At 35.1% G+C, this 26,990-nt stretch carries 29 protein-coding genes and 2 tRNA genes; 26 read left to right on the forward strand and 5 right to left on the reverse strand.

Annotated features, from left to right (window positions below; translation table 11 throughout):
• Positions 1 to 29 precede the first annotated feature (29 nt).
• The 9 genes from KQI71_RS03170 (at position 30) to KQI71_RS03210 (ending at position 7,120) form a co-directional block, all read left to right on the forward strand.
• Positions 30 to 740 (forward strand): CpsB/CapC family capsule biosynthesis tyrosine phosphatase, encoded by a 711-nt coding sequence (locus tag KQI71_RS03170; RefSeq protein ID WP_216434013.1) that lies wholly within the window; start codon positions 30 to 32, stop codon positions 738 to 740.
• 22 nt (positions 741 to 762) lie between these two features.
• Entirely contained in the window at positions 763 to 1,479 is a 717-nt protein-coding gene (locus KQI71_RS03175) for a YveK family protein (protein ID WP_216434014.1), read from the forward strand.
• A gap of 7 nt (positions 1,480 to 1,486) precedes the next feature.
• A complete protein-coding gene (locus tag KQI71_RS03180) occupies positions 1,487 to 2,185 on the forward strand; it encodes a CpsD/CapB family tyrosine-protein kinase (protein WP_216434016.1) in 699 nt (232 codons plus the stop codon).
• Positions 2,186 to 2,435: 250 nt separating this feature from the next.
• Positions 2,436 to 2,930 (forward strand): translation initiation factor IF-3, encoded by a 495-nt coding sequence (gene infC / locus KQI71_RS03185; RefSeq protein WP_216434018.1) that lies wholly within the window; start codon positions 2,436 to 2,438, stop codon positions 2,928 to 2,930.
• 59 nt (positions 2,931 to 2,989) lie between these two features.
• Positions 2,990 to 3,187 carry a 50S ribosomal protein L35 gene (rpmI, locus tag KQI71_RS03190; RefSeq protein ID WP_008393260.1) on the forward strand — a complete coding sequence of 66 codons (198 nt, stop codon included), beginning with the start codon at positions 2,990 to 2,992 and terminating at the stop codon, positions 3,185 to 3,187.
• A gap of 29 nt (positions 3,188 to 3,216) precedes the next feature.
• The gene (gene rplT / locus KQI71_RS03195) at positions 3,217 to 3,573 is read left to right on the forward strand and encodes a 50S ribosomal protein L20 (protein WP_216434020.1); all 357 of its coding nucleotides are present in this window, start codon (positions 3,217 to 3,219) and stop codon (positions 3,571 to 3,573) included.
• A 100-nt stretch (positions 3,574 to 3,673) separates the two neighbouring features.
• Complete coding sequence (locus KQI71_RS03200) at positions 3,674 to 4,516, forward strand: purine-nucleoside phosphorylase (protein WP_216434022.1); 843 nt, start codon at positions 3,674 to 3,676, stop codon at positions 4,514 to 4,516.
• A 7-nt stretch (positions 4,517 to 4,523) separates the two neighbouring features.
• Positions 4,524 to 5,801, forward strand: a complete 1,278-nt coding sequence (locus KQI71_RS03205) for an amidohydrolase (protein ID WP_216434023.1) — start codon at positions 4,524 to 4,526, stop codon at positions 5,799 to 5,801.
• 158 nt (positions 5,802 to 5,959) lie between these two features.
• Positions 5,960 to 7,120: a C40 family peptidase gene (locus KQI71_RS03210; protein ID WP_216434026.1), complete on the forward strand. Its 1,161-nt coding sequence runs from the start codon at positions 5,960 to 5,962 to the stop codon at positions 7,118 to 7,120.
• 128 nt (positions 7,121 to 7,248) lie between these two features.
• On the opposite strand, the gene KQI71_RS03215 is transcribed toward KQI71_RS03210, so the two are convergent.
• Positions 7,249 to 7,392, reverse strand: coding sequence for a hypothetical protein (locus tag KQI71_RS03215; RefSeq protein WP_216434027.1), 144 nt, complete (start codon positions 7,390 to 7,392; stop codon positions 7,249 to 7,251).
• Between the two features lie 161 nt (positions 7,393 to 7,553).
• Between KQI71_RS03215 and KQI71_RS03220 the strand changes: the two genes are divergently transcribed.
• Positions 7,554 to 7,910 (forward strand): helix-turn-helix domain-containing protein, encoded by a 357-nt coding sequence (locus KQI71_RS03220; RefSeq protein ID WP_216434029.1) that lies wholly within the window; start codon positions 7,554 to 7,556, stop codon positions 7,908 to 7,910.
• Positions 7,911 to 7,960: 50 nt separating this feature from the next.
• On the opposite strand, the gene KQI71_RS03225 is transcribed toward KQI71_RS03220, so the two are convergent.
• Both KQI71_RS03225 and KQI71_RS03230 read right to left on the reverse strand, forming a co-directional pair.
• Positions 7,961 to 8,044: transfer RNA gene (locus tag KQI71_RS03225), tRNA-Leu, on the reverse strand.
• Positions 8,045 to 8,049: 5 nt separating this feature from the next.
• Positions 8,050 to 8,134: transfer RNA gene (locus KQI71_RS03230), tRNA-Leu, on the reverse strand.
• A gap of 152 nt (positions 8,135 to 8,286) precedes the next feature.
• Here KQI71_RS03230 and KQI71_RS03235 point away from each other — a divergent pair.
• A complete protein-coding gene (locus KQI71_RS03235) occupies positions 8,287 to 9,189 on the forward strand; it encodes a deoxyribonuclease IV (protein WP_216434031.1) in 903 nt (300 codons plus the stop codon).
• The gene (locus tag KQI71_RS03240; RefSeq protein ID WP_216434033.1) at positions 9,186 to 9,860 is read left to right on the forward strand and encodes an MBL fold metallo-hydrolase; all 675 of its coding nucleotides are present in this window, start codon (positions 9,186 to 9,188) and stop codon (positions 9,858 to 9,860) included. The genes KQI71_RS03235 and KQI71_RS03240 overlap by 4 nt, the downstream gene beginning before the upstream one ends.
• Here the strand turns inward: KQI71_RS03240 and KQI71_RS03245 are convergent.
• Entirely contained in the window at positions 9,847 to 10,329 is a 483-nt protein-coding gene (locus tag KQI71_RS03245; RefSeq protein ID WP_216434034.1) for a DNA-deoxyinosine glycosylase, read from the reverse strand. The genes KQI71_RS03240 and KQI71_RS03245 overlap by 14 nt on opposite strands.
• Positions 10,330 to 10,419: 90 nt before the next feature.
• On the opposite strand from KQI71_RS03245, the gene KQI71_RS03250 reads away from it, so the two are divergent.
• The 6 genes from KQI71_RS03250 (at position 10,420) to recO (ending at position 18,159) form a co-directional block, all read left to right on the forward strand.
• Positions 10,420 to 11,262 (forward strand): sigma-E processing peptidase SpoIIGA, encoded by an 843-nt coding sequence (locus KQI71_RS03250; protein WP_216434036.1) that lies wholly within the window; start codon positions 10,420 to 10,422, stop codon positions 11,260 to 11,262.
• Positions 11,249 to 11,977, forward strand: coding sequence for an RNA polymerase sporulation sigma factor SigE (sigE, locus tag KQI71_RS03255; RefSeq protein WP_216434038.1), 729 nt, complete (start codon positions 11,249 to 11,251; stop codon positions 11,975 to 11,977). The genes KQI71_RS03250 and sigE overlap by 14 nt, the downstream gene beginning before the upstream one ends.
• 97 nt (positions 11,978 to 12,074) lie before the next feature.
• Positions 12,075 to 13,439, forward strand: coding sequence for a GH25 family lysozyme (locus tag KQI71_RS03260; protein WP_216434039.1), 1,365 nt, complete (start codon positions 12,075 to 12,077; stop codon positions 13,437 to 13,439).
• Between the two features lie 170 nt (positions 13,440 to 13,609).
• On the forward strand, positions 13,610 to 16,510 hold the full coding sequence (locus KQI71_RS03265; RefSeq protein WP_216434042.1) for an insulinase family protein: 2,901 nt from the start codon (positions 13,610 to 13,612) through the stop codon (positions 16,508 to 16,510).
• Between the two features lie 15 nt (positions 16,511 to 16,525).
• Positions 16,526 to 17,431, forward strand: coding sequence for a GTPase Era (era, locus tag KQI71_RS03270; protein ID WP_216434044.1), 906 nt, complete (start codon positions 16,526 to 16,528; stop codon positions 17,429 to 17,431).
• Between the two features lie 2 nt (positions 17,432 to 17,433).
• Complete coding sequence (recO, locus tag KQI71_RS03275) at positions 17,434 to 18,159, forward strand: DNA repair protein RecO (RefSeq protein ID WP_216434046.1); 726 nt, start codon at positions 17,434 to 17,436, stop codon at positions 18,157 to 18,159.
• Between the two features lie 79 nt (positions 18,160 to 18,238).
• Here the strand turns inward: recO and KQI71_RS03280 are convergent, their stop codons facing one another.
• Complete coding sequence (locus KQI71_RS03280; protein ID WP_216434048.1) at positions 18,239 to 18,571, reverse strand: helix-turn-helix domain-containing protein; 333 nt, start codon at positions 18,569 to 18,571, stop codon at positions 18,239 to 18,241.
• Between the two features lie 195 nt (positions 18,572 to 18,766).
• Here KQI71_RS03280 and KQI71_RS03285 point away from each other — a divergent pair, with 195 nt between their 5' ends.
• The 8 genes from KQI71_RS03285 (at position 18,767) to KQI71_RS03315 (ending at position 26,980) form a co-directional block, all read left to right on the forward strand.
• Positions 18,767 to 20,155 (forward strand): glycine--tRNA ligase, encoded by a 1,389-nt coding sequence (locus KQI71_RS03285; RefSeq protein WP_216434050.1) that lies wholly within the window; start codon positions 18,767 to 18,769, stop codon positions 20,153 to 20,155.
• Positions 20,156 to 20,217: 62 nt separating this feature from the next.
• Entirely contained in the window at positions 20,218 to 21,111 is an 894-nt protein-coding gene (locus KQI71_RS03290) for a Ppx/GppA phosphatase family protein (RefSeq protein ID WP_216434052.1), read from the forward strand.
• Between the two features lies 1 nt (position 21,112).
• A complete protein-coding gene (ppk1, locus tag KQI71_RS03295; RefSeq protein ID WP_216434054.1) occupies positions 21,113 to 23,236 on the forward strand; it encodes a polyphosphate kinase 1 in 2,124 nt (707 codons plus the stop codon).
• Positions 23,237 to 23,323: 87 nt separating this feature from the next.
• Positions 23,324 to 23,770: a hypothetical protein gene (locus KQI71_RS03300; RefSeq protein WP_216434056.1), complete on the forward strand. Its 447-nt coding sequence runs from the start codon at positions 23,324 to 23,326 to the stop codon at positions 23,768 to 23,770.
• 269 nt (positions 23,771 to 24,039) lie between these two features.
• The gene (locus KQI71_RS12370) at positions 24,040 to 24,177 is read left to right on the forward strand and encodes a hypothetical protein (protein WP_253287903.1); all 138 of its coding nucleotides are present in this window, start codon (positions 24,040 to 24,042) and stop codon (positions 24,175 to 24,177) included.
• A gap of 81 nt (positions 24,178 to 24,258) precedes the next feature.
• A complete protein-coding gene (locus KQI71_RS12375; RefSeq protein WP_253287904.1) occupies positions 24,259 to 24,567 on the forward strand; it encodes a 4-vinyl reductase in 309 nt (102 codons plus the stop codon).
• An 11-nt stretch (positions 24,568 to 24,578) separates the two neighbouring features.
• A complete protein-coding gene (locus KQI71_RS03310) occupies positions 24,579 to 25,328 on the forward strand; it encodes a sensor domain-containing diguanylate cyclase (RefSeq protein WP_216434058.1) in 750 nt (249 codons plus the stop codon).
• A 392-nt stretch (positions 25,329 to 25,720) separates the two neighbouring features.
• Positions 25,721 to 26,980 (forward strand): dihydroorotase, encoded by a 1,260-nt coding sequence (locus KQI71_RS03315; protein ID WP_216434193.1) that lies wholly within the window; start codon positions 25,721 to 25,723, stop codon positions 26,978 to 26,980.
• Positions 26,981 to 26,990 lie beyond the last annotated feature (10 nt).

The raw sequence follows: 26,990 nt of genomic DNA on the forward strand, positions 1-26,990 counted from the left end.
TTAAAATAGTAAAATGATGGAGGCTGAATATGGGATTGATTGACATTCATACACACATAATTTATGGAGTAGATGACGGAGCAAAAGATATAGAGGAATCCATTGCACTTTTACATGAAGAGAAAAGGCAGGGAGTTGACAAGATTTTGTTGACCCCTCATTATGGGCCAAAGTTTGGTCATCCAGACAAAGAACTTTTGAAAGAACATTTCCACATGTTATGTGAAAAAGTAGAAGGATACAACCTTGGAATTCAATTATATCTTGGAAGTGAGCTTTATTATCAGCAAAATACAGTGAAGGATTTAGATAAGGGAAAAGCGTTAACACTAAATGATACAAAGTATGTACTTGTAGAATTTGGAGTACAAGATCCTTTTTCTGTTATTTTTCAGGCAGTACATGAACTTGGTTATGCAGGATACATACCGGTGATTGCTCATGTAGAACGATACGAAGCCGTTTTCAAGAAGATAAAACGTGCAGAAGAGCTTGTAGATGCAGGGGCCTATTTGCAGGTAAACGCAGAGAGTATTCCGGGTGGAATGTTTCATCCAATGGCATCCTTTGTTAAAAAGTTAATGAAGGAGGGGCTTCTTCATTTTGTAGGAAGTGACTGCCACAACCTTGAAACACGTCGTCCTGATTTGGACCAGGCAGAAAGAATTCTTTTAAAAAGGGGAGCAGAGGAAGTACTCTATGATAACCCCGCAGCTCTGCTCGAAGGGAAGTATATATGATGGATAAAGGAGAAAAGTACGAATGTATGAGTTAGAAAATGACGAAATTGAAATTGACTTGAGAGAGTTATTTTTGGCACTGAAAAAAAGAATCGTTGCAATTTTACTGACAACGGTTATATTTGGGGGAGTATCCGCATTGATTACAACATTTGCAATTACACCAAAATATTCTTCTAGTGCCCAGCTTTATGTTATGTCAAAAAGTGGAATTTCTCAGTTAACTGATCTGACACTTGGAACTCAGTTAACACAGGATTATATGGTTATCGTAAAAACAAGACCAGTTCTTGAACAGGTAATCAAAGATCTTGGGCTGAATTTGGATTATAAAGAATTAGAAAAGAAAATTACAGTTGAGAACCCAACTGATACACGAATTATGGAAATTAAGGTTACCGATTCCGATCCGAAAATGGCACAGGAAATGACACAGGAACTTGCACAAGTAACAGCAAAGACTGTTTCTGAAAAGATGGACATCAAAGCTCCAACAATCATCGAAAAAGCTTATGAAGCGGATAAACCAGATAGTCCAAGTCTTTCAAAAAATACATTGATTGGCGCAGTTCTTGGATTCGTATTGGCAGCAGCAGTTGTTATTGTTCAGTTTATAATGAACGATACAATCCGCAAAGAAGAAGATATCGAAAAATATTTGGATACAAACATGTTGACACAGCTGCCGTTAAAGAAATCAAGCAGACGTTCCAAACGTGGAAAGAAAGGAAAAAGGTAATTAGGAAATGAAGAAAATTACAATGGATTTACCTGCAATGGATGATTATCAAATGACAGAAGGATTCAGCAAGTTAAAAACAAATCTTGCATTCCTTGGGAAAGATATCAAAGTTGTCGAAATGACAAGTAGTATTGCGAATGAAGGAAAATCAACTGTTTCCATGGAACTTGCAAGAAGATTGGTAGAAAATAATAAGAAAATTCTTCTGATTGACTGTGATCTTAGAAGATCTGTCATGGCAGTAACACATCATATGCAGGGAGTTGAAAAGGGATTTAGTCATTATTTAAGTGGACAGGCTACAATGGATGAAGTGATTTATGAAGTAGATCAGGCAGGATTTTATTTTGTACCTGCAGGACCTCTTTCACCAGACCCAACAAGTCTTTTAAACTCAGAAACTTTTAAAGAGTTTATGGAAAAAGTGAGAGAAGATTTTGATTTTGTTATCGTAGATGCACCTCCAGTAGGTCTTGTTATTGATGCAGCAATTATTGGAAAATATTGTGATGGGGCAATTGTGGTTATTCAACAGGGAACTGTAAGACGAAATTTTGTTCAAGGTGTTGTAAAACAGTTAAGACGTGGTAATATCCGTGTACTTGGAGCTGTCTTGAACAAAGTTGACCATAGAGGAAGCGTTTATGGTGATCGTAGATATAGTGAATATTATAATTATGACTATAAAGAGAAAGAAGAATAAAATAGAAATTACCTGGTGTACACTTGACAGAAAAAACTTGATGTGCTAAGATAAGTGAAGTTGCGTGGAGCAACATTACAGCAAAGAAGAGTATCCACTCTCACCTTAGCACAAAAGAGTTTTTTAGAAATGTGTCTTGGGTTAACGTTTAAGAATATGATGTATCGTGATCATGCTTGAATTTACTGTGGATAGTCTTGTAACTATCCACTTTTTTATTATCATGGAGGTGTAGATTATTAGCGATTTAATGATTAACGGACAGATCAGAGATAAGGAAGTACGTCTGATCGCAAAGGATGGCGAACAGCTTGGAATTATGTCCGCAAGAGAAGCACAGAAGCTGGCTGATGAAGCTGGATTAGACCTTGTAAAAATTTCACCAAAGGCAAAACCACCAGTCTGCAAGATTATCGATTATGGAAAATATAAATATGAGCAGACAAGAAAAGAAAAGCTGGCAAAGAAGAAACAGAAAGTCATCGATATCAAGGAAGTCCGTATGTCACCAAATATTGATACCAATGACTTAAATACAAAGATTAATCATGCAAGAAAATTCCTTTCAAAAGGAGCAAGAGTTAAAGTTACTCTTCGTTTCCGAGGAAGAGAGCTGGCTCATGTAAATTCCAGCAAGGGAATTTTGGATGACTTTGCAAAAGAATTGGAAGATATCGCAACAATCGATAAGAAACCGAAGTTTGAAGGAAGAAGCATGACTATGTTTTTAGCTCCAAAAAACTAGAATGGAGCCTATATTCAAATAATGAGTAGATACAGGAAGAATTGAAGGAGGAAATCATCATGCCAAAAATGAAGACATGTAGAGCAGCTGCAAAAAGATTTAAAAAGACAGGAACAGGAAAATTAAAAAGAAATAAGGCATATAAGAGCCATATCTTAACAAAGAAATCTCCTAAGAGAAAAAGAAATTTAAGAAAAGCTGCAATGACAGATGCAACAAACGAAAAGAATATGAAGAAGATTTTACCATATCTGTAAGATGGATCGTTAAGGAGGAAATGTAAGCAATGGCAAGAATTAAAGGCGGAATGAACGCAAAGAAAAAACATAATAGAGTATTAAAACTGGCAAAAGGATATAGAGGAGCCAGATCTAAACAGTATAGAGTAGCAAAACAGTCTGTTATGAGAGCTTTAACAAGTTCTTATGCAGGAAGAAAACAGAAAAAACGTCAGTTCAGACAGTTATGGATTGCACGTATTAATGCTGCTGCAAGAATGAACGGACTTTCTTACAGCAAATTAATGCACGGATTAAAATTAGCTGAAGTTGAAATTAACAGAAAAATGTTATCTGAAATGGCTATCAGCGAACCAGAAGCTTTCACAGCTTTAGTTGAAGTTGCAAAAGAAAAACTGGCTTAATTTAAGATTGAAAATGATAACCGTCATTCACAGGAATTGATTCTGTGGATGGCGGTTTTTTTGGTTTTGTGAGATAATAAAAGAAAGGAGGGAAATGCTTATGAATATGGTATACGAAAAATTACAAAAATGTTATCAGAGTGTAAGACAAAAAACAGAGTTTCAGCCGCAGATTGCGTTAGTTCTCGGATCAGGACTTGGAGATTATGCAGATACAATTCAAATTGAGAAAGTGATTAGTTATCATGATATTGAAGGTTTTCCGGTATCAACAGTTCAAGGACATAAAGGACGGTTTGTTTTTGGATATGTCGGAAATGTTCCGGTTGTAATTATGCAAGGAAGAGTTCATTATTATGAAGGATATTCTATGCAGGATGTTGTTCTTCCCATCCGGCTGATGAAACTGCTTGGTGCAGAGGTTTTGTTTTTGACGAATGCAGCTGGGGGAATTTGTGAACAATTTCATCCGGGCGATTTCATGATGATTACAGATCAGATTTCGAGTTTTGTGCCATCTCCTTTGATTGGAAACAATATAGAAGAACTTGGACCAAGATTTCCGGATATGAGTGAAATTTATGATCGAGTACTTTGTAATCTCATAAGAGAAAGTGCCAAGGATGTTGGAATTGATTTGAAAGAGGGAACTTATATTCAGTTAACAGGGCCAGATTTTGAGTCTCCAGCGGAAATTAAGATGTGTAAAATTATTGGAGGAAGTGCGGTTGGAATGAGCACAGCCTGTGAGGCGGTTGCTGCAAATCATATGGGAATGAAGATTTGTGGTATTTCTTGTATTTCAAATTTGGCTGCAGGGATTTCCAAACAGCCATTAAGTCATAAGGATGTTCAAGAAATGGCGGATAAAGCAGCACCGGTATTTAAAAAACTAGTGACAGATATAATTTTAAGAATGGGAAACAAGCTTAAGAAAGGATGAATGTTTTATGATCCGGATTTATCACGCCAAAATTTTAACAATGGAAGAAGGAAAAGAGCCGTTTGACGGAGAAATCTGGATAGATGGCGGACATATTTTCTATGTTGGAGAAGAAGTAACAAAAAAGGCAGCTGAAAGGCAATGGGAACGTCAGATTGATGCAAAAGGTAATTTGGTTATGCCTGGATTTAAGAATGCACATACGCATTCTGCGATGACATTTTTAAGATCCCATGCGGATGATCTTCCGGTTTTATCGTGGCTGAATGACCAGGTATTTCCATACGAGGCAAAGCTTACCTCAGAAGATATTTATTATTTATCGAAACTTGCAGTTATGGAATATTTAACGAGTGGCATAACGGCAAATTTTGATATGTATTTGATGCCAGATGCGATGGCACAGGCATCTATAGATTGTGGCTTTCGAACTGTTATTTGCGGGGCAGTGAATGATTTTACACAGTCTGTGGAAGAATTAGAACAATGGTATCAAAAATGGAATCATCAATCGGAATTAATTCGGTTCCAACTTGGATTCCATGCAGAATATACAACAAAAAAAGAAATTTTGAAAGAAATTGCACAACTTGCAAAAAAATATCATGCGCCAGTATATACACATAATTCTGAAGGGGAGGCTGAAGTAAAACAGTGTATCGAGCGGACCAAGATGACACCAACTGTTTATATGGATCAATTGGGCTTGTTTCAATATGGAGGTGGATTATATCATTGCGTTCATATGACTAAACAGGATCTTTGTGTTGTTAAAAAACGTGAAATTTATGTTATAACCAATCCGGCCTCTAATTTAAAACTTGCAAGCGGAATTGCTCCAATCAATCAAATGCTTCAAGAAAAAATACCGATTGCCATTGGGACTGATGGTCCTGCAAGCAATAACTGTTTGGACATGTTTCGTGAAATGTTTCTTGTAACAGCTTTGGCGAAATATCGTGAGCATGATGCAAGTGCTGTAGATGCATGTGAGGTTCTTAAAATGGCAACTGTGCAGGGAGCAAGATCGATGGGACTCGATCAGTGTGATGTGCTACAAAAAGGGAAAGCAGCAGATTTAATCATGATTGATTTAAACCAGCCTAATATGCAGCCGATTCATAATTTAGAAAAAAACTTAGTTTATAGTGGAAGCAAGCAAAATGTGAAAATGACTATGGTAAATGGAAAAATTTTGTATGAGGATGGACAATTCTTTATTGGGTGTAAACCAGAAAACCTTTATAAAAAGGTAGGAAAGATTTGTAAAAGAATTTTTGAATAAAAACAAAAAACCTTCTAAATATTACAAAAAGCAATAAAATATTACAAAATTATTACATAAATTACGAAAAAGTATTGACACAGAGGAGTATTATGCTATAATAACACCACAATACTTAATATTTTTGTAATATTTGTGACAATTTTAGGAGGAACAACATGATTATTCAAAAAATGAAATTATCTATGGCAGTGGTGACGCTTGCAGGAAGTGTCCTTATGACAACTCCTGTTGCCGCAGCCGGATCAAATGCAAAAGAAAAGAAAACAGAGACGAAGCAATCTTTGGAAAAATATAAAAATAAAGCAGTAGCAGATATTTATTCAACAACAACCTTAAATATTCGAAAGAAAAAAAGTATAGATTCTGAGGTTGTAGGAAAATTAAAAAAGGGAAATATTGTGACTGTTCTTGAGAAAGGAGCGGAATGGTCTAAAATAGAATCTGGAAATGCCAACGGATATGTCTATAATCAATATCTTAAATTCGGAGACGATGTGGAGACATTTGCAAAAAGTAATCAGATTCAACGTGTTGCAAAAGTTTCGGTAGAAACTTTAAGGGTAAGAGAAAAACCATCAACGAAGTCTGATATTGTAACATTGTTATCGGAAGGTGAAACTTATCAAGTGAAAAATGTTTCAGATGGATGGGCAAAAGTTTCGGTCAATGGAAAGACGGGATATATTTCCGCAGATTATGCGAAAATCCGATATTCTTTTGGAAAAGCGAAGACGATGAAGGAAATTCAGGAAGCGCAGCAAAAAAAGAAGGCAAAAGAAGCTGCAAGAAAGGCAGAGCAAAGTAAAAAAGTAAAAGCAGTGAAAACGGTTGCATCATCGTCGATGACAAAGGAAGAAACAAATACATCTTCTTCATCTTCGAAAACAACGGAACGTTCATCAGCTGTTTCTGGTAGTGCATCAGCATCCTCAATTTCTGGAGCAACCATTGGACAGAAGGTAGCAAATTATGCACAGCAATTTGTTGGAAATCCATATCGTTATGGTGGAAATAGTCTAACAGGAGGAATTGATTGTTCTGGATTCACGCAGCAGGTACTTGCAAAGTTTGGTTACAGTATTAGTCGTACATCAAGTTCACAGGCGACGGAAGGTATCCGTGTATCGACCAGTAATTTAAGAGCCGGGGATTTATTGTTCTATGGTGATGGTGGAGGAATCAATCATGTTGCTATCTATATTGGAGGAGGACAGGTTGTACATGCTAGTAATTCAGCACCATATCCAAAAGGAGGAATTAAGATTTCCAGTGCATTTTATCGAATACCGGTCTGTGCAAGAAGAATCATTCAGTAATCCGTAATAATCGTTGATAATATAATGCTGATAATATAATATAATTAAAGAAAAAAGACATTACGTTTCAAAGGAAGAACGTAATGTCTTTTTTTATGCTATGGGGACTTGTCTATTTGCTGTTTTATTTATGAAAATGGCTGATAACGGTTTTTCCATTGAGTGACAAGAATTCGAGCGCGTTTTTTACGCAAAAGGAATATAAAACGTTTGATGCCCCATAAAAAAAGCGGGGTACAAAGGAGAAATATAAAATATTTTTTTCTATTCATAAAGAACCTCCTTAAAATGAAAATCAGGATTTGAATTGATTTTATTTTATCAGAAAGATGAAAAATCGTCTATAAGAATAGAATACATTCTATTAGATTGTTATTTGAAGTTTTGTTTCATACTAGAATGAATAATAAGAAACAGAATGGAGAAAATTTACATGGAAATTGATTTTAAGGCACTGGGTATCAGGATTCGAAGTATTAGAAAATCCAAAGGTATGACACAGGAATTTATGTCAGAGCAATTGGATATTTCACCGCAACATATGTCAAATATTGAAAATGCATCGAAAAATCCATCGTTGGGATTGCTGGCTAATATTGCAGAAATTTTAGATGTAACAATGGATGAATTGCTGATAGATAGCTATCCAGAGGAAAAACGAAAAATAAAAGATTTCCAATGTAAAGAATTTGAACTTCTTATGGAAGGGTGTAATGGGAAAGAAAAGAGAATTGTAGCAGATGTTTTAGCTGGTTTGATTAAAAGTATGAAAAGAAATAGAGAGTTATGATATAATTTTTTATAAAACAAAAAAACCGAAGCATCTGCTTCGGTACTTTATGCCGATGGCGAGATTCGAACTCGCACGAGCGTACACTCACTGCGACCTGAACACAGCGCGTCTGCCAATTCCGCCACATCGGCAAAGATGCAGTTGAGGGGACTTGAACCCCTACCCAGTTTACCCGGACTAGATCCTTAGTCTAGCGCGTATGCCAATTCCGCCACAACTGCTCAACAACCTTATAATACCACTCTAAGATCTTATTGTCAACAAAAAAATGAAAAAATTTAAAAAAATGGGGAAAAACCTTATTTTTATTGGAATTAAGTCGTTTTTCTCCTATAATAAGATGCAAATCATGATCAAAAAGGGGGAAATAAAAGTGTTAATAGGATCTCATGTTGGGATGAAGGGGAAAGATATGTTCCTTGGTTCCGTGAAAGAAGCACTCTCTTACGGAGCAAATACATTTATGGTTTATACAGGAGCACCTCAGAATACAAGAAGAAAGAAAATAGAAGAATTAAAGATTGAAGAAGGGCAAAAACTTATGAAAGAATCAGGAATAGATACATTTATTGTGCATGCACCTTATATTATCAATCTTGCAAATACAACAAAACCAGAAACATTTGAATTAGCGGTAGATTTCCTTAAAATAGAGATAGAAAGAACGGCGGCTATGGGAAGCAAAGTTCTTGTATTGCATCCAGGATCTCATGTAGGTGCTGGTGTAGAGGCTGGAATTCAGAGGATCATAGAAGGGTTGAACAAAGTACTAAAAGAGGATGCGCCGGTGCACATTGCATTGGAAACAATGGCAGGCAAAGGAAGTGAGATTGGAAGGAATTTTGAAGAAATTCGAAGAATTTATGATGGCGTAAAGTATCCGGAAAAACTAAGGGTTTGCTTTGACACTTGTCATGTTAGCGACAGCGGTTTGGATATTAAAACTTCTTTTGATCAGGTGATTGACGAGTTTGATCATGCCATCGGAAAAGATCAGATTGCAGTTATCCATTTAAATGATAGTAAAAACCCAATGGGTGCAAGAAAAGATCGACATGAAAATTTTGGATTTGGAGAAATTGGGTTTGAGGCATTAAAATATGTGGCGGAGTATAAAGATTTTGAGAAAGTTCCTAAAATTCTGGAAACTCCATATGTGAAAGAATCAGAAGGGAAAAAATCATATCCACCATATAAATATGAAATTGAAATGTTAAAAAGCGGTGTTTTTGATCCAGATTTGAAGGAAAAAATAGTGAAAGGATTAGGAAAATGAAAGTAATATTTATGGATCATAGCGGATTTTGTGTGGAACTTGATCATGCAGTATTGATATTTGATTATTATAAAGGGGAAATTCCAAAATTTTCACAAGAAAAAGATATTTTTGTATTTGTATCTCATGGACATAGTGATCATTATAATAAAAAAATATGGGAATTGAAAAAACAATATAAAAATATTACGTATATTCTTTCGGATGACATAAAAGAAGAAAGAGATGCTGTTTTTATGGGAGCTGATGAGAAAAAGAAGATAGGAAATCTTACCGTTGAAACTTTAAAATCCAATGACCTTGGGGTTGCATTTGTAGTGCAATCAGAAGAAAAAACAATTTATCATGCAGGAGATTTAAATTGGTGGCATTGGAATGGGGAACCCAAAGAAGATAATCGTTATTATAAAAATACATTTCTTAAGGAAATTAGAAAGCTAGAAGGACGCAAAATCGATCTTGCCTTTATGCTTCTGGATCCGAGACAGGAAGATAAATATTGCCTTGGAATGAACACTTTTCTGGAAATGGTACATCCTAAAAAAGTATTTCCAATGCATTGTTTTGGGGACTATAAAATCATCCATCAGTATCTTTCTAGCAGTGATGGAGCAGCGTGGAAAGATACTGTGGTAGAAATTACCGGTCCTGGTCAGGTTATTGAAGTATAATTTTCCATTCATTTATTAGGCGATCTAGAGAAAAAGAAGCATTTGCTGGGCTAGTGGAAGGAAGTTTGATTGCCTTAATACCAGTCTGCGCTTCACAATATTTCTGATAAAACTTATATGCGGTGCCTCCGTTTGTATAAATCTTACGGATTGGCGCCGTTTTTAGTAAATTAGAAAAGTCATTTGGTATGACATTTTGAATGCTGCTGTCACTGGAGCCTTTAATATCACATGATGCGATCACATCCCAAACGGCGATGTGATTTTTTAAAAGAAACCTCTTTTTTTCTTCGATGGAAAGAGGTGTTTTTTCTCCCCATAATGCAGCGAGTACCTTCCAAAAACGATTTCGCGGATGACCATAGAAAAATTTAAATTCTCTAGACTTTACTGATGGAAAAGAACCGAGGATTAGAAGTTTTGACTGATCATTAAAGACAGGTGCAATCTGATGAATCACATGTTCCATAAAAATTCCTCCTAAATTAAGATGTTGTTTGTCATTATAACAGATTTCTGACGGAAAATGTAGAAAAGATACAGACGCAACTGCCATTTTATGACAAAGAAATTTCTGCATTTTTTCTATAATAACAACATGTTCTTCATTATCATGTTTTTACGTCAGGCAATGGTTTTACTTGTTTTACTTTCTAGTGTCAGTGTGGCGCTGAAAAAGCGAAGGAGCAAGGTTAGAATTTTTACAGGCATTATTTTTGGAAGCTTGGCAGGATGTATTGATTTAATGTTTCCATGGAATCCAATTTTGCATGTTTTAATTTTTGTAATGTCTGTTTTTATAACAGCATGGATTGGATTTGGCGAAGGAATCAGACGAACGATTTATACAGCATTTTGTCTTTTTTTTAGTGGAATCTTGTATGGTGGTATTTGGTTTGTGCTGTACAATCTTAAGCTTATGAGAAATTGGTTTTTGGGATTCCTCTTTGTTTTGCCAGGTATGCTCTTGTTTTACAAGTATATCTGGCAGGGATTTTCCTCTAGAAAGGACTATTTGTATGATGTGACTTTTCACATTGGTGAAAGAAAAATTTGTGTACGAGGATTTTTGGATACAGGAAATTTTCTTTATGAACCGATTGGGAAAATGCCAGTTTCTGTAATAGAGTGTTCTGTTTTACAGCAGTATATTCATCAGCCGCTTTCTAAATGGCTGATAGAAGATTCAAAGATAAAAATTCGTATGATTCCATATCACAGTGTAGGAAAAGCGTATGGCATGATGACAGGAATTCTTGTTACTGATATGAAAATTACAGGAAAAGCAGGGACGGAGGAAATTGGCCAAGGAATGATTGCTATATCAGAAGAATCATTGTCAGGAAACGGGGCTTATGACCTGCTAATTCATCCGGATCTGATCAAATATGGGAGGTCATAGTGTGCTGAAATTAAATTTGACAAATGGACGAAAAACTTTTTTTGCTAGGGGAAACGAAATTCATTACATAGGAGGCGCTGAAATTTTGCCGGCACCATTGGAAGCAAAAGAAGAGCAGAAGATGATCCATATGCTTGGAACCGGACAGGAGCCGGAGGCAAGAGCGATGTTGATCGAAAGAAATTTAAGGTTGGTTGTTTATATTGCAAAAAAATTTGATAATACAGGAATTGGGGTAGAAGATCTTATTTCAATTGGTACCATTGGTCTGATTAAAGCAATCAATACATTTAATCCAGCAAAGAATATAAAACTTGCAACCTATGCTTCCAGATGTATTGAAAATGAAATTTTGATGTATCTTCGCAGGAATAATAAAACACGGATGGAAGTATCTATTGATGAGCCATTAAATGTAGACTGGGATGGAAATGAACTTCTTTTATCAGATATTCTTGGAACAGACGAGGACATTATTTATCGAGATTTGGAACATGAGGTGGATCGAAGGCTTTTAATGAAAGCCATGAGAATTCTTACAGAACGAGAAAAAAAGATTATAGAGCTTCGTTTTGGAATTAATCAGAAAAATGGAGAAGAAAAGACGCAAAAAGAAGTTGCAGATATGATGGGAATTTCTCAATCTTATATTTCGCGGCTTGAAAAAAAGATTATTAAACGATTAAAAAAAGAAATGACAAAGATGGGATGTTAAAAATCTTAAGAAAAAAGTTAAAAAATAGAAACAAAAGATATGATATACTTGTTTTGTAAGTGTGATAAGATGCGGCAAAAGAAAGAACAGGTATTATATGAGAAGAAATGAAAAATTATATTTGCTCGTAAGTTTTATGCTTGGAGTTATGATGCTTTTAATTAGTTTTAGTGTCGGATCATGTAAAGTGCGTCCGATATGGGCAGCAGAAACTTATCAGCAAACAAAAGAAAATAGTTGGCGATATGAAAACGGAACCTTAAAGCAAAATTTTGCTCGTATGGCAAAAAGTGCAGGAAAAGTAAAGAAACCAGCAAATGCGACAGCTTCTGGTATCGATGTTAGTTACCATCAAGGAAGGATTGACTGGGAACAGGTGAAAGCATATAGTGACAGTGCAGCAGATCCAAAAGTTGATTTTGTTATTTTGCGTTGTGGATATGGGACGAATAAAGAAGCCAATGACGATAAGCAATGGGAATATAACGTCAGTGAATGTGAACGGCTTGGAATTCCATATGGAGTTTATCTTTACAGTTGTGCAACCACAACAGAAGCTGCAAAGAGCGAGGCAGAACATGTTCTTCGTCTGATTCAGGGAAGGAATCTTACCTATCCTATTTACTATGACATGGAAGACAAGGAACAGAAGAAGTTATCTGTTGATCAATTAGCGCAGATTGCAGATACATTTTTCAGTACGTTAGAAGCCAATGGTTATACAAACGTCGGCGTGTATGCAAACAAAGACTGGTTTCAAAACAAGTTGAAACATTCGATGTTTGACCGTTTTCCTCGATGGATTGCACAGTATACATCTCAATGTGATTATGATAAGAATTATCATATGTGGCAGTATTCAAACAGTGGATCAATTCCTGGGATTAACGGAACTGTTGATCTAAATTATAAGATTGGAGACTGGACACAAGGTGGTTATATGCCGGATGTTGTACTTAGTAAAAAAAGTATGACAATGAGTGTTGGAAAAAATGGATTCTTATCTGCGACAGATTCTATTCGCAAAACTTATAAGTTATCAACGAATTGGACTTCATCAAACGCTGAAGTTGCAACTGTAGATCAAACGGGAAAAGTGACGGCAAAGAGTGCAGGAAAAGCAACCATCACGGTAACGATCAGCAATGGAAAGAAAGCATCATGTAACGTGACAGTAAATCCTCAGACCAATAAGATTACGAAGATTGCAAAAAGTGGTTCTTATGCAGTGAAAATAAACTGGTCAAAAATTAGTAAAATAACAAAATATGAGGTCTATATGTCAGAAAAGAAGAACTCTGGCTATAGAAAAGTAAAAACAGTATCTGCAAAGACAACTTCTTATACATCAGGAAAATTGAAAAAAGGAAAGACCTATTATTTTAAAGTGCGTTCTTATCGCACGGTAAACAAAAAGAATTATTATAGTGCTTATTCAGCGATTCAATCGATCAAGCGCTAAAGGATGATACTGGTTTTTTAAACGTCGGAGGAAAAATCTGGCGTTTGAAAAATCAGTTTTTTTTATAAGAAAGCCTTTCTTTTCCATCGTTTTTGTAGTAGCATGAAATAGATTGAATATATAAAATAATTTCCTGGGTAATTCCTAAAATTGAAAAAAGGAGATTTCTTATGAACAAAAATTATACAATAATAAAAGAAGAAAAAATCGAAGAATTAGATGGAACCGGATATCTTCTAAGACATAATAAAACCGGGGCCAGAGTGGTTGTCATTTCAAATCAGGATGATAACAAAGTTTTCCAGATTGGATTTAAAACTCCGCCAAAAGATGATACCGGAGTAGCTCATATTCTGGAACATTCGGTTTTATGCGGATCCAAAGAATTTCCAATGAAAGATCCGTTTGTAGAACTTGTGAAAGGTTCTTTAAACACATTTTTAAATGCGATGACATATCCAGATAAAACGGTATATCCAGTAGCAAGCCAAAATGAAAAAGATTTTTTTAATCTTGTACATGTTTATTTGGATGCAGTTTTTTATCCTAATATTTATAAAAAACCAGAAATTATGGAACAGGAAGGATGGCATTATGATCTGGAATCAGAAGATGCTCCTGTTATTTACAATGGTGTCGTCTTCAATGAGATGAAAGGTGTTTTTTCATCTCCAGATCAACAACTTGCGCGTATTATTCAAAAATCATTGCTTCCAGATACTCCTTATGGTTTTGAGTCTGGTGGAGATCCTGTGGCAATTCCGGATCTAACCTATGAAATGTTCCTTGATTTCCATAGAACTTATTATCATCCATCAAATAGCTATATTTATTTATATGGAGATATGGATGTAGATCAGTATCTTGATTTTATTCATGAACATTATTTAAAAAATTATGAAGAAAAGAAAATAGATTCTTCTTGGAAACCGCAGGAAGCTTTTGGGCAACCAAAACATGTAGAGGAATTTTATCCAGTTGGAGAAAATGACTCAGAGGAAGGAAAGACATATTTTGCATATAATGCAGTTATTGGAAACAGTTTGGATCGTGAATTGTATCTGGCATTCCAAATTCTTGATCGTGCTTTATTTGGGGCGCCAGGAGCACCGGTGAAAAAGGCATTAATGGATGCAGGCATTGGAAAAGATATAGGAAGTTCTTATGATAATGGAATCGAACAGCCAATCTTTACTATTGAAGCGCAAGAAGCAAGAGATGATCAGGAAGCTGATTTTATTCGTATTATTGAAGAAACTTTGAAAAAGATTTCCGAAGAAGGAATTTCAAGAAGAAGTTTGACTGCAGCGTTTAATTATTATGAATTTAAATATAAAGAATCAAACTTTGGACGTTTTCCAAAAGGCTTAATTTATGGACTTCAGATGTATGATAGCTGGCTTTATGATGATGAAAAACCATTTATTCATATTAAAACCAATGAGGTTTTTGAAATTTTAAGAGAAAAGATGGATAGTGGATATTTTGAAGAATTGATAAAAAAATATCTTTTGAATAATCCTCATAAATCTATTGTGGTAATGAAACCAAAGAAAGGTTTACAAAAAGAAAAAGACGAAAAAGAAGCTAAAATTCTAAAAGCATACAAAGAATCTCTGAACAGTGAAGAAATAAAAAAATTGGCAGAGGAGACAAAGCGTCTGAAAGAAATTCAGGAAACACCTTCGACAAAAGAAGAACTTGAGAAAATTCCAGTTCTTGATATTGAAGATATTCGTAAGGAAGTAAAACCATTTTCTAATCAAGAAATAACAATGGATAATATCAAAGTGTTATGGCATAAGTATTTTACAAATAAGATTTGCTATTTGAAGCTTACTTTTGATATGAGTTATGTAGCAATGGATCTTGTCCCTTATGCAGCATTGCTTACTGAAGTGTTAACTGGTGTGGATACACAGAAGCGTACGTATCTAGAACTTGGAAATGATATTAGTATTGAGACTGGTGGAATCGCAGCAACAATGAGTATTCTTCCAAAACAAAACAATGAATTTCTTCCATTATTTACGGTCAAGACAAAATGTTTTTACCCAAACATCAAAAAGGCCTTTGATTTGATGGAGGAGATTGTATTTGAGAGTAAATTGGAAGATAAAAAACGTTTGAAAGAGATTATTGGACAAATTTATACAAACTTGAAAATTCAGCTGAAAGAGAATGGACATAAAACGGCTGCAAATCGTGCGATGTCTTATTTTTCAAAATATGCAGCTTATAAAGAAGCAATTCAGGGAATTGGTATGTATGAATCTATCAAAGAATGGTATGAAAACTTTGATGCTTGTGCTGATCGGATTATTGCAGGAATGAAAAAGGCACAGCAAGCAATTTTCCAGAAGCAAAATATGATTGTAAGTTATACAGGAAAAGAAGAAAAACCGGAAATTATGAAAGAAGAACTTACACATTTTGCATCGCGTCTTTATGAAGATCGTAAAGACAGAGAAAAAGTTGAAATTGCATGCCTGCAGAAAAATGAAGGATTTGCGACTGCAGGAGGCGTTCAGTATGCAGCATGTGCCGGAAACTTTATAACAGAAGGCTATTCTTACACAGGCGCATTAAAAGTCCTGCAAATGATCTTTTCCTATGAATATTTATGGATTCAGCTTCGAGTGAAAGGCGGAGCCTATGGATGCATGTGCAGCTTTGGAAATCAAGGAGATTCTATGTTTGTGACTTATCGTGATCCAAATTTAAAAGAATCTTATGAAGTTTATGAGAAAGCTGCAGATTATGTAAAAGATTTTGATGCAGATGAGCGTGATATGAAAAAATATATCATTGGAACAATCAGCAATATGGATATGCCAATGGGACCAGATGATATGGGGGCAAGAAGTTTTAGTGCTTATTTGATTCAAAAGACAGAAGAAGATTTACAAAAAGATAGAGATCAGGTTCTTGGATGTACAAAAGAAGATATTCGAGCACTTGCACCATTGATTGCATCTGTCGTTCAGGAAGGAAACCGATGCTGTATCGGAAATGAAGAAAAATTGGAGCAGGCAAAAGACTGTTTCAAAGAAATTCGAAATATACTATAAGAGAAAGGAAGATTTATGGCACAGAAATTTAAATCAGGATTTGTAACATTTATCGGTCGGCCAAACGTTGGAAAATCAACATTGATGAATCGTCTTATTGGTCAGAAGATTGCAATTACTTCAAGCAAACCTCAGACAACGAGAAATAGAATTCAGACGGTATATACCGATGAGCGTGGACAGATCATATTCTTAGATACCCCAGGAATCAATCGTGCAAAAAATAAACTGGGAGATTATATGCTTAAGGTTGCAGAACGTACATTAAATGAAGTTGATGTCGTCTTATGGCTTGTAGAGCCAAGCACATTTATTGGAGGAGGAGAGCGTTATATTATTGAGCAGCTGTCCACAGTAAAAACTCCAATTATCCTTGTTATTAACAAAATTGATACGGTAGAAGAAAAAGAAATTTTTGAAGCAATTAATACTTATAAAGATGTATGCAATTTTGCAGAAATTATTCCGGTATCTGCATTAAAAGGCAAAAATACCGATGATGTGATTGATACTATTTTTAAATACTTGGAAGAAGGTCCGATGTATTTTGATGAAGATACCATTACAGATCAGCCAGAACGACAGATTTGTGCAGAGTTGATTCGTGAAAAGGCCCTTCGTTGTTTAAGTCAGGAAATTCCTCATGGAATTGCTGTCGTCATTGATTCTATGAAAACAAGGCGGCATGGTCATATCATGGATATTGATGCAACCATTATCTGTGAAAGAGATTCTCATAAGGGAATTATTATTGGAAAACAGGGATCTATGTTGAAAAAAATTGGAAGCCAGGCACGTGTGGAGATGGAAAATCTTCTGGATATAAAAATTAATCTTCAGATTTGGGTAAAAGTAAAGAAAGACTGGAGAGATAGTGATCTTCTTTTGAAGAATTACGGGTATGATAAGAAAGAAGTTTAAATATGAGCCAGGAAATCAAGGTCACTGGTCTTGTTTTACAGGCCGGTAATATTGGAGAATATGATAAAAGGATTGTATTACTCACAAAAGAGCGGGGAAGAATCTCCGCTTTTGCCCGTGGGGCTAAAAAAGCAACAAGTTCTTATGCAGCTGCATGCCAGCCATTTACATTTGGGACATTTTCTCTTTATGAGGGAAAAAATTCTTTTAATGTAATGTGGGCGAAAGTGGATCATTATTTTGAAGAATTAAAGAGAGATTTGGATCTGATTTACTATGCCAGTTATTTTTGTGAGTTTGCCTCTTACTTGACAAGAGAAAATAGTGATGAATTTGAGATTCTCAAACTTCTTTATCAAAGTTTAAGGGCACTGGAAAAGAATACCATTGATCCGGCACTGATCCGTTGTGTTTATGAAGTAAAGATTATGGCGCTTTATGGACTTGGCATGGAAGTATTTCAGTGTGTTCGTTGTCAAAAAAAAGAAAACTTAACTGGATTTTCACCACAAGAAGGCGGCGTTGTATGCACTTCTTGTCAAAAGAATCTGCTTCCGGTGGGACCATCAACGCTTTACACACTTCAATATATCCTGTGCACACCGATTGAGAGGTTATATACTTTTCGTGTAAGTAATGAAGTCCTTGGAGAACTTCAAAAAATAATAAAGGCATTTCTTGAAGTGCATATTGAGCACATATTTCAATCGCTTGTATTTATTGAGTAAAAAGAAAGCTCCGAAGCTGTTGTTAAAAAGGAGCAGACAACAGCTTGGAGCTTTTATAATTTTTTTGAAATGAAAAATATTATTTACATAAAATACGCAGTACTTTTACAAATTTTTCTTTATCGTCAGTAGAGAATTTCTCTAAAAGACGAAGAATTTCTTTGTTTAACACGTTATCTTTTTCGCCGTTTTCGTCAGATTCTGGACGAAGCAGATAATCAATAGATACATTCAGGAGTTTTGCGTAGTAAGATAAAACACGAAGGTTCATCTTAACACGATCATTTTCAATGTTACTGATGAATGCAACGGTTACGTCGAGAGCATCAGCAATCTGTTCCTGTGTGTAGCCTGCCTGTTTACGCAGAGTTTTCATTCGTTTACCAACATTGGTGTAATCAATTTGATACATGGTTCATTTCCCTTTCTTCATATCTCCTAATGGTTGATATTAGCATTATAATATAAAGGAAACAAAAAAGTAATATTCAATTAGTATAATTATGATACTTTAAAATATTAGAAACTGAAATATACCTTGAAAAAATATTCATTACAAGATACAATGAAACATAATAAACAAAAAGAACGAAGAGGTAAAGCATTTATGAAATTAACAATGGAGAAAATCGTTAACTTAGCTAAGGTTCGTGGATTCGTATACAGCGGTTCCGAAATCTATGGAGGATTAGCAAATACATGGGACTATGGAAATCTGGGTGTGGAATTAAAAAACAATGTAAAACGTGCATGGTGGAAAAAATTTATTCAGGAAAGTCCATATAATGTTGGTGTAGACTGTGCGATTTTAATGAATCCACAGACATGGGTAGCTTCTGGACATCTTGGAAGTTTTTCAGATCCACTGATGGATTGTAAAGAATGTCATGAGCGTTTTCGCGCAGATAAATTGATTGAAGATTATATGCAGGATCATGGTATGGAACTGGAAGGATCTGTTGATGGATGGTCAAAAGAACAGATGGAAAATTTCATCAAAGATAATGATGTATGTTGTCCATCTTGCGGTAAGAAAAATTTCACAGAAATCCGCGAATTTAACCTGATGTTTAAGACATTTCAGGGAGTTACAGAAGATGCAAAAAGTACAGTATATCTTCGTCCGGAAACTGCACAGGGAATCTTTGTAAACTTCAAAAATGTACAAAGAACATCTAGAAAGAAAATTCCATTTGGAATCGGACAGATCGGAAAATCTTTCCGTAATGAAATTACACCTGGAAACTTTACATTCCGTACACGTGAATTTGAACAGATGGAACTGGAATTCTTCTGTGAGCCAGATACAGATCTTGAATGGTTTGAATATTGGAGAAATTATTGTGTAAATTGGCTGAAGACATTGGGAATCAAAGATGACCACATGAGAGTTCGTGATCATGAAAAAGAAGAATTATCTCATTATTCAAAAGCAACTTCTGATATTGAATTCTTATTCCCATTCGGATGGGGTGAATTATGGGGAATTGCAGACCGAACAGATTATGATTTAAAACAACATCAGAATACATCTGGTGAGGATTTGACATATTTTGATGATGAAAAGAAGGAAAGATATCTTCCTTATGTTATTGAACCATCTTTAGGAGCAGACCGTGTAACACTTGCATTCCTATGTGCTGCTTATGATGAAGAAGAGCTGGAAGGTGGGGATACAAGAACTGTCCTTCATTTCCATCCTGCGATTGCTCCTGTAAAAATTGGAGTTCTTCCATTATCAAAGAAATTAAGTGAAGGTGCTATGAAGGTTTATGAACAGCTAACAAAACAGTACAACTGTGAATTCGATGAAAGAGGAAATATCGGAAAACGTTATCGTAGACAGGATGAAATTGGTACACCATATTGTGTTACTTTTGACTTTGATTCTTTAGAAGATGGGGCAGTGACTGTTCGTGATCGTGATACTATGGAACAGGAACGTGTAAAAATCGAAGATTTGAAGGCATACTTTGAAGAAAAATTTGCTTACTAAATAACATCATAACCCCGGACATTGTTCCGGGGTATTTTTATCTAAACAAAAGGAGTGCGGATATGCAGACCGGAATTGTAGATATTGGATCAAATACGATGAGACTTGTTTTATATGATATTGGAAAGGGACGTTATAAGAAGTTAATTTCAAAGAAAAAAATGACAGGTTTAGCAGGATATGTAACAGACGGACAGCTAAGTAGCCAAGGGGTGAAAAAACTTATCAAGACATTGAATAGTTTTAAAAAAACAGCACAGGCATTTCAGATTAAGAAGATGTATTATTTTGCAACGGCATCTCTGCGTAATATTGATAATTCAAAAGAAGTACTGAAAAAAGTAAAAAAAGAAACGGGAATTTGTATTGAATTGATTTCCGGAGAAGAGGAAGGATATCTTGATTATTATGCAGTCTCACAGGAAATGCATCTGGAGAAAGGAATTCTGATTGATGTCGGAGGAGGAAGTAGTGAACTGGTAGGATTTCGCAATGGAAAAGTGCTTGGCAATAAATCACTTCCAATCGGATCTCTTAGTCTTTATCGTCAATATGTGCATGGAATTTTGCCAACATTGGAAGAACGCAAGGAGATGCAGAAAGTCATCGATGAACAGCTTCAAAATTATGGAGAAATTCAACAGAGAAAGACGATGATTGGAATCGGAGGATCCGTTCGAGCAGCACATATGTTGATACAGGATCTCATTGGGACAAATAAAAGAGAAAACAAATTTTTCAGGGAAGATTTGATAGAGCTTCTTCATATGATGGAAGAGAGTGAAAAAGAATTTATAAGACAGATGCTAAAAAGAAAACCAGATCGTCTCCACACCATTGTTCCAGGAATTTTAATTGTTGGAAAGTTAATGGATTTTTGTGGAAGCGAAGAAATTTTTGTCAGTGATGTCGGAATCCGCGAAGGATTTTTAAAGAAAAGAGTGATGGAGGAATAATATGGCAAAACATTATGATTATTCTTATACACAGGATAGGGAGTTGTCTTGGCTGAAATTTAATGAAAGGGTTCTTGCGGAAGCAGGAAAATCAACCGTTCCGATTTTTGAACGATTAAAATTTCTTGAAATTTTTACGAATAATCTGGATGAATTTTTTATGGTTAGGGTTGGAAGTATTCATGAAATGAGTCTGATTCATGATAATCATCATGATATTCGGTCAAATCTGACACCGGATGAACAACTCATCCAGATATCAGAACATGTGAGACCTATGTATCGTATGAAAGATCGGATTTTTGAAAATGTTTCAACGCAATTAAAAAAGATAGGAATTGAGCAGTGTACTTTTGCAGATCTCACAAAAGATGAAAAGAAATATTTAAAGAACTATTTTGAAGTAATGATTTTACCGGTACTTTCTCCAATTGTCATTGGAAAACAACATCCTTTTCCGCATATTCAAAATAAAATTTTACATGTTGGCTTGCTTTTAAAGAAAAAGGAAAAAGAAGCTTTTGGATTGATTGCTGTGCCAAAAGATTTAGACCGTATGATCTTTATGAAAGATAATCATAGCCTTCGTTTTATTTTGCTGGAAGATGTGATTGCAGAATTTTGCGATATACTTTTTGAAAATTATACGATCGAGGCAAAAACAATCCTTTGTGTAACAAGAAGTGCAGATATTAATCCGGACGATGAAATTTATGAAAATACAAGTGATTATCGGGAACATATGCGTCAGATTATAAGGATGCGTAGTCGACTCAAACCAATTCGATTGGAATTTTACAAAAAAGGGAATGCATGGATTGAAAAATATTTAATGGAGAAATTAGATATTTCAAAAAATGATGTTTTTAAAAGCAGTACACCGCTGGATTTAAAATATGTTTATTCGCTGGTTGATAAGGTTCCGGATTCACAAAGAAAAAAAGGATGTGATCGTCCATTCCGGCCTGCCCTGAACCGTGATCTGATTCCTGGACAGTCTATCACAAAACAGATTTTACAGAGAGATAAACTTCTGTTTTTCCCATTTGAATCCATTGATCCTTTTGTACAGCTTTTGAGGGAAAGCGCGCATGATAAAGAAACGATTTCTATAAAGATTACGATTTATCGTTTGGCAAAACAGGCAAAAATTGTAAAATATCTTTGTGAAGCAGCTGAAAATGGAAAAGAAGTTGTTGTCTTAATGGAACTTCGTGCGAGATTTGATGAAGAAAATAATATTAATTATTCAGAAATTTTGGAACAGGCTGGATGTAAAGTGATGTATGGAATAGAAGACTATAAAGTACATTCAAAGGTTTGTCTAATTACAAAGAAAAATAATAAAGGAATTTATTATATTACACAAATCGGAACAGGAAATTATAATGAGAGTACATCAAAAATCTATACAGATTTAAGTCTTATGACAGCATCCAAAGAAATTGGGCAGGATGCTACACGATTCTTCAACAATGTGGCTGTTTTTAATTTGGAGGGAACTTATCAACACCTTCTCGTTTCGCCATCAACTTTAAAAGAAGGAATCTTAAAACATATTTATAGAGAACGAATGAAAGCAGAAAGCTTTCAACCTTGTGGTATTTTTATGAAGATGAATTCTCTGACAGATCGACAGATCATTGATGCTCTTTCGGAGGCATCTTGTGCGGGAGTTCCCATTTTCCTGCTAGTCCGTGGTATTTGCTGTATTCGCCCAGGAATTTCTGGAAAGACAGAAAATATTCAGGTAGAGAGTATTGTTGGAAGATTCCTAGAACATTCTAGGATCTATGCTTTTGGTGTAGATGAAGAGATGGAAATTTTTATTTCTTCAGCTGATATGATGACAAGAAATACAAAACGTCGTGTGGAGGTTGCATGTCCAGTTTATGATCCAGTATTAAAGCAGCGTTTGAAAAAAATAATGAAGGTGTTACGCGCAGATAATATTCAGTCCATGAAATTGCTTTCGGATGGAACTTATGTTTCTAAATGGAAAGAAGGAGAGACACCGATTAATTCGCAGATTTATTTTCTGAATGCGGCTAGGAGAAACCAGAAAAAGAAATCGGAAGAAAAAAGAAATGTTTTTCAATACATTCGTAAATATTTAAAAAAATAATTTAAGAAAAATGTAAGGAAAATGATAGTGATTTTTTTCTCTCATCGGTTATACTAATACCATTGAAGCAAAATGGAGGATATGGTCATGAGAAAAGTGGTATTTAATAAAAAATTTTTGGTAGCTGTAGGATTATGTTTATCAGTAGCAGGAGGATTTGCATTAAAACAACGAATTAGTACAAAGGCATCCGATCACAGTTTTCAGGTAAATGGAATGAATGTAACGATTCAGAAATGTGAAGGAACTTCTCAGGAAATTATGGAGGAGGATGTGGACGAGACGATCTCAAATGAAGTGATGTCTATGGAAGAGAAGGGATATAAATACGAGATTGGAGATACCATTGAGACAAAATATACAGATTTTACACCGATGATGAAAGAAGTCAATGATGAGATGGCATATAATGCATTTGGTGGTATCACATCAAAAAGTGGTAAAAATTATATTGTTATTGTAAAATCTCAGCAGAAGTTAACACAAAATGATTTGGAAACTGTCGCAGAAACTGTGAAAGACCAAGTAAAATAACACAAAATAAGAAGTATGTGTTTGGTTCTTTTTGAACTTTGGGTGTAATGTAGAAAAAGTAGATATGAAAATATCTGCTTTTTCTTTTTTTGAATAGATTTAACAGATATGATTATAATAAATAAGTAAGATTAAGATAAGAAAAACGTTACAAGACAAAATGGAATTAATTGAAGACATAAAACAAAAATGTTATACTAAAATCATGCAAAAACAGAGGGGTAAATATAAAAGGAAGTCAGGGATAAGACATAATAGATAACATTTTTTTGGCAGATAAGAAGCCGATTCAATTTGAGGAATATTTACAATATAATGAGGAAAGCAGAGAGAATCTAGGAGAAGAACTTCCAGTATTAGTTTATCGTTTATTGGAATATTCTATTAAAGAAGAATTAATACAGTAATTTGGAAAAGAGGTACAGGTAGATCTATTCCGAAAAGCAGGACGTAGAGCGGGAGAATATTTTGCGAAAAAAATGTTAAATATGGATCAGCCATTAGATCAGTTCGTTAGTGAACTACAGGCAAAGCTTCAGGAATTAAAGATTGGCGTGCTTCGAATTGAAGAGATTGATGAAGAGAATGGAAAAATCGTGCTAACAGTAGCGGAAGATGCAGATTGCTCAGGATTACCAGTATTAGGGGAAACTGTATGCAACTATGATGAAGGATTTATCTCTGGAATTCTATCTTGCTATTCAGGAAAAAATTATACAGCAGTTGAAATTGATTGTTGGGCAACGGGAGACAGAGTATGTAGATTTAATGCAGAAATAGAGGAAAATGATCAATAGAGGTTCAATGTATGGTAGACAAAAATAGTGAATTACTGTTTGAATACCTCAGAAGTATTTTATATGATCCGAAGATAAAACAATTGGATATCGAAAGTCTGGATGAACCATTTCAGAAACTAGGACTAGGATTACAGTTTCTGGAGAAGGAAATTACAGAAATGAAAGAATATTCCGCGGCAATATCTAAAGGGAATCTTTTAGTAAAAGTCCCAGAAAAAGATAATCTGTTATGTGAAAATCTCAAAAATATTCATGCGAACCTGAAACATTTGACCTGGCAGGCAAAGCAAGTTGCAAAAGGAGACTATTCCCAGACCGTATCTTATTTAGGGGAATTTTCTGATGCATTTAACACAATGACAAAACAGCTGGAAGAAAGAGAAACCCGTTTAAAACAGGAAGCAGAAAAAGAAAAAGCTTATGCAAAGATGTTGAATCGTTATAATCAGGAACTGGAAGTAGAAGCAAATCAAGATGAACTGACGCAGATCGGAAACAGACATTTCTTTATAGATAAGATGGAAAAATTGCTGAAAACAGATGAAGATCTAATTATATGCTACTGTGATCTGGATCATTTGAAATATATCAATGACAAATATGGACATGCTGAAGGAGACTGGTATATTAGATATTTTGTAAAGATAGTGAAAAAACATATTCGTGAGCATGATATTTTTACGCGTATTGGAGGGGATGAGTTCTGTATTGTACTATGTGCATGCCCAGTGACAACGGCAATGGACAAAATAGAATAAATACAGACAATATTTCATGCAGATATAACAAAAGGATATCCGAAAAGTTTTAGCTGAGGTATTATTGAAGTTCCCAAGGAACGCAGAAATATTGAGGTAATGGATATCATCAAGCAAGCAGATGCGATGATGTATGAACAGAAAAAAACACATAAAAAGACGTATCAGTTAGAATTAAAATGATTATAAAAAGGGATTGTAAAATAAGTTCCTAATCAAAGAACGCCAGTTCCGGCGAATGCCGGTTCTAGCGTTCTTCTCTTTAGGGAAGTTTTTAACAGTCCTCTTGTTTTAATTTGCTATCTATAAAGTTCAAAAAGAACCTTCTTTTTCAGAAAATTTGCATGCTTCTTTTTTTGTTGATATAATCTAAAAAACAAGGAGGTGCAATGATGATTTTAATTAAACAAGCAAGAGTGATGGATCCGGAAAGCGGATTTGATCAAGTGACGGATATTGTGTTAGATGGAAATAAGATAAAAAGTATTGGAAAGGTGCAAAAGGATGATTGCTTTGATCGGATCATTGATGGAAGTGGGTTAATCGCAGCACCTGGTTTAATCGATGTACATGTACATTTCAGAGATCCTGGTTTTACTTATAAGGAAGATTTAACAACTGGTGCAGCTGCAGCCGCAGCCGGTGGATTTACAACCGTTGTATGTATGGCAAATACAAAACCAGTTGTAGATACTGTTGAAATTTATAAAGAAATTGAAGGCAGATGTAAAAAACTTCCGATCAAAGTATTACAGGCAGCAGCAGTCTCTAAGGGATTTGAAGGGAAACAGTTAACGGATATGGATGCTCTATATCAGGCTGGAGTTCGTGGTTTTACGGATGATGGAATTCCATTGATGGATGCAGATCTTGTGAAAAAGGCAATGGAAAAAGCAAGAGAACTAAATGTTCCAATTAGTCTTCATGAGGAGGATCCAGCTTATATTAAACAGCCAGGTGTAAATCAAGGAAAGGTATCACAACAATTAAACTATGGCGGAGCTTCTTATCTCGCAGAAGCGGTAATGGTAAAAAGGGATTGTCAATTAGCACTTGAAACAGGAGCAACCATCGATATTCAGCATATCAGTTCCGGACAAGCGGTAGATTATGTGAAAGAAGCTAAAGAAAAAGGAGCACATGTTGTTGCAGAAGCTTCTCCACACCATTTTACATTAACAGAAGAGGCAGTTTTAAAATATGGAACATTGGCAAGAATGAATCCTCCACTTCGAACGGAAGAAGATCGACAGAGAATTATTAAAGGACTTCAAGAAGGAACAATTGAAATTATTGCAACAGATCATGCACCTCATTCAAAAGAAGAAAAAGAAAAGCCGCTTTCTGAGGCACCGAGCGGAATTACTGGACTTGAGACATCTTTAGGACTTGGTGTGACAGAACTTGTAGGTAATGGATATTTAACGATGATGCAGCTTTTAGAAAAGATGACAGTGAATCCCGCAAAATTATATCATCTTCCACAGGGAAGATTGCAGGAAGGAAAACCAGCAGATCTTGTTTTGTTTGATCCAGAAGAGGAATGGAAAGTAAAACAATATAAGTCCAAGGCAAGTAATTCTCCATTTACTGGATGGAAATTAAAAGGGAAAGTCAAATATACGATTTGTGATGGAAGAATCGTTAATTAGTAGAAGAAAA

It is taken from the genome of Anaerostipes sp. MSJ-23, from assembly GCF_018918155.1.
GTDB lineage: Bacteria > Bacillota > Clostridia > Lachnospirales > Lachnospiraceae > Anaerostipes.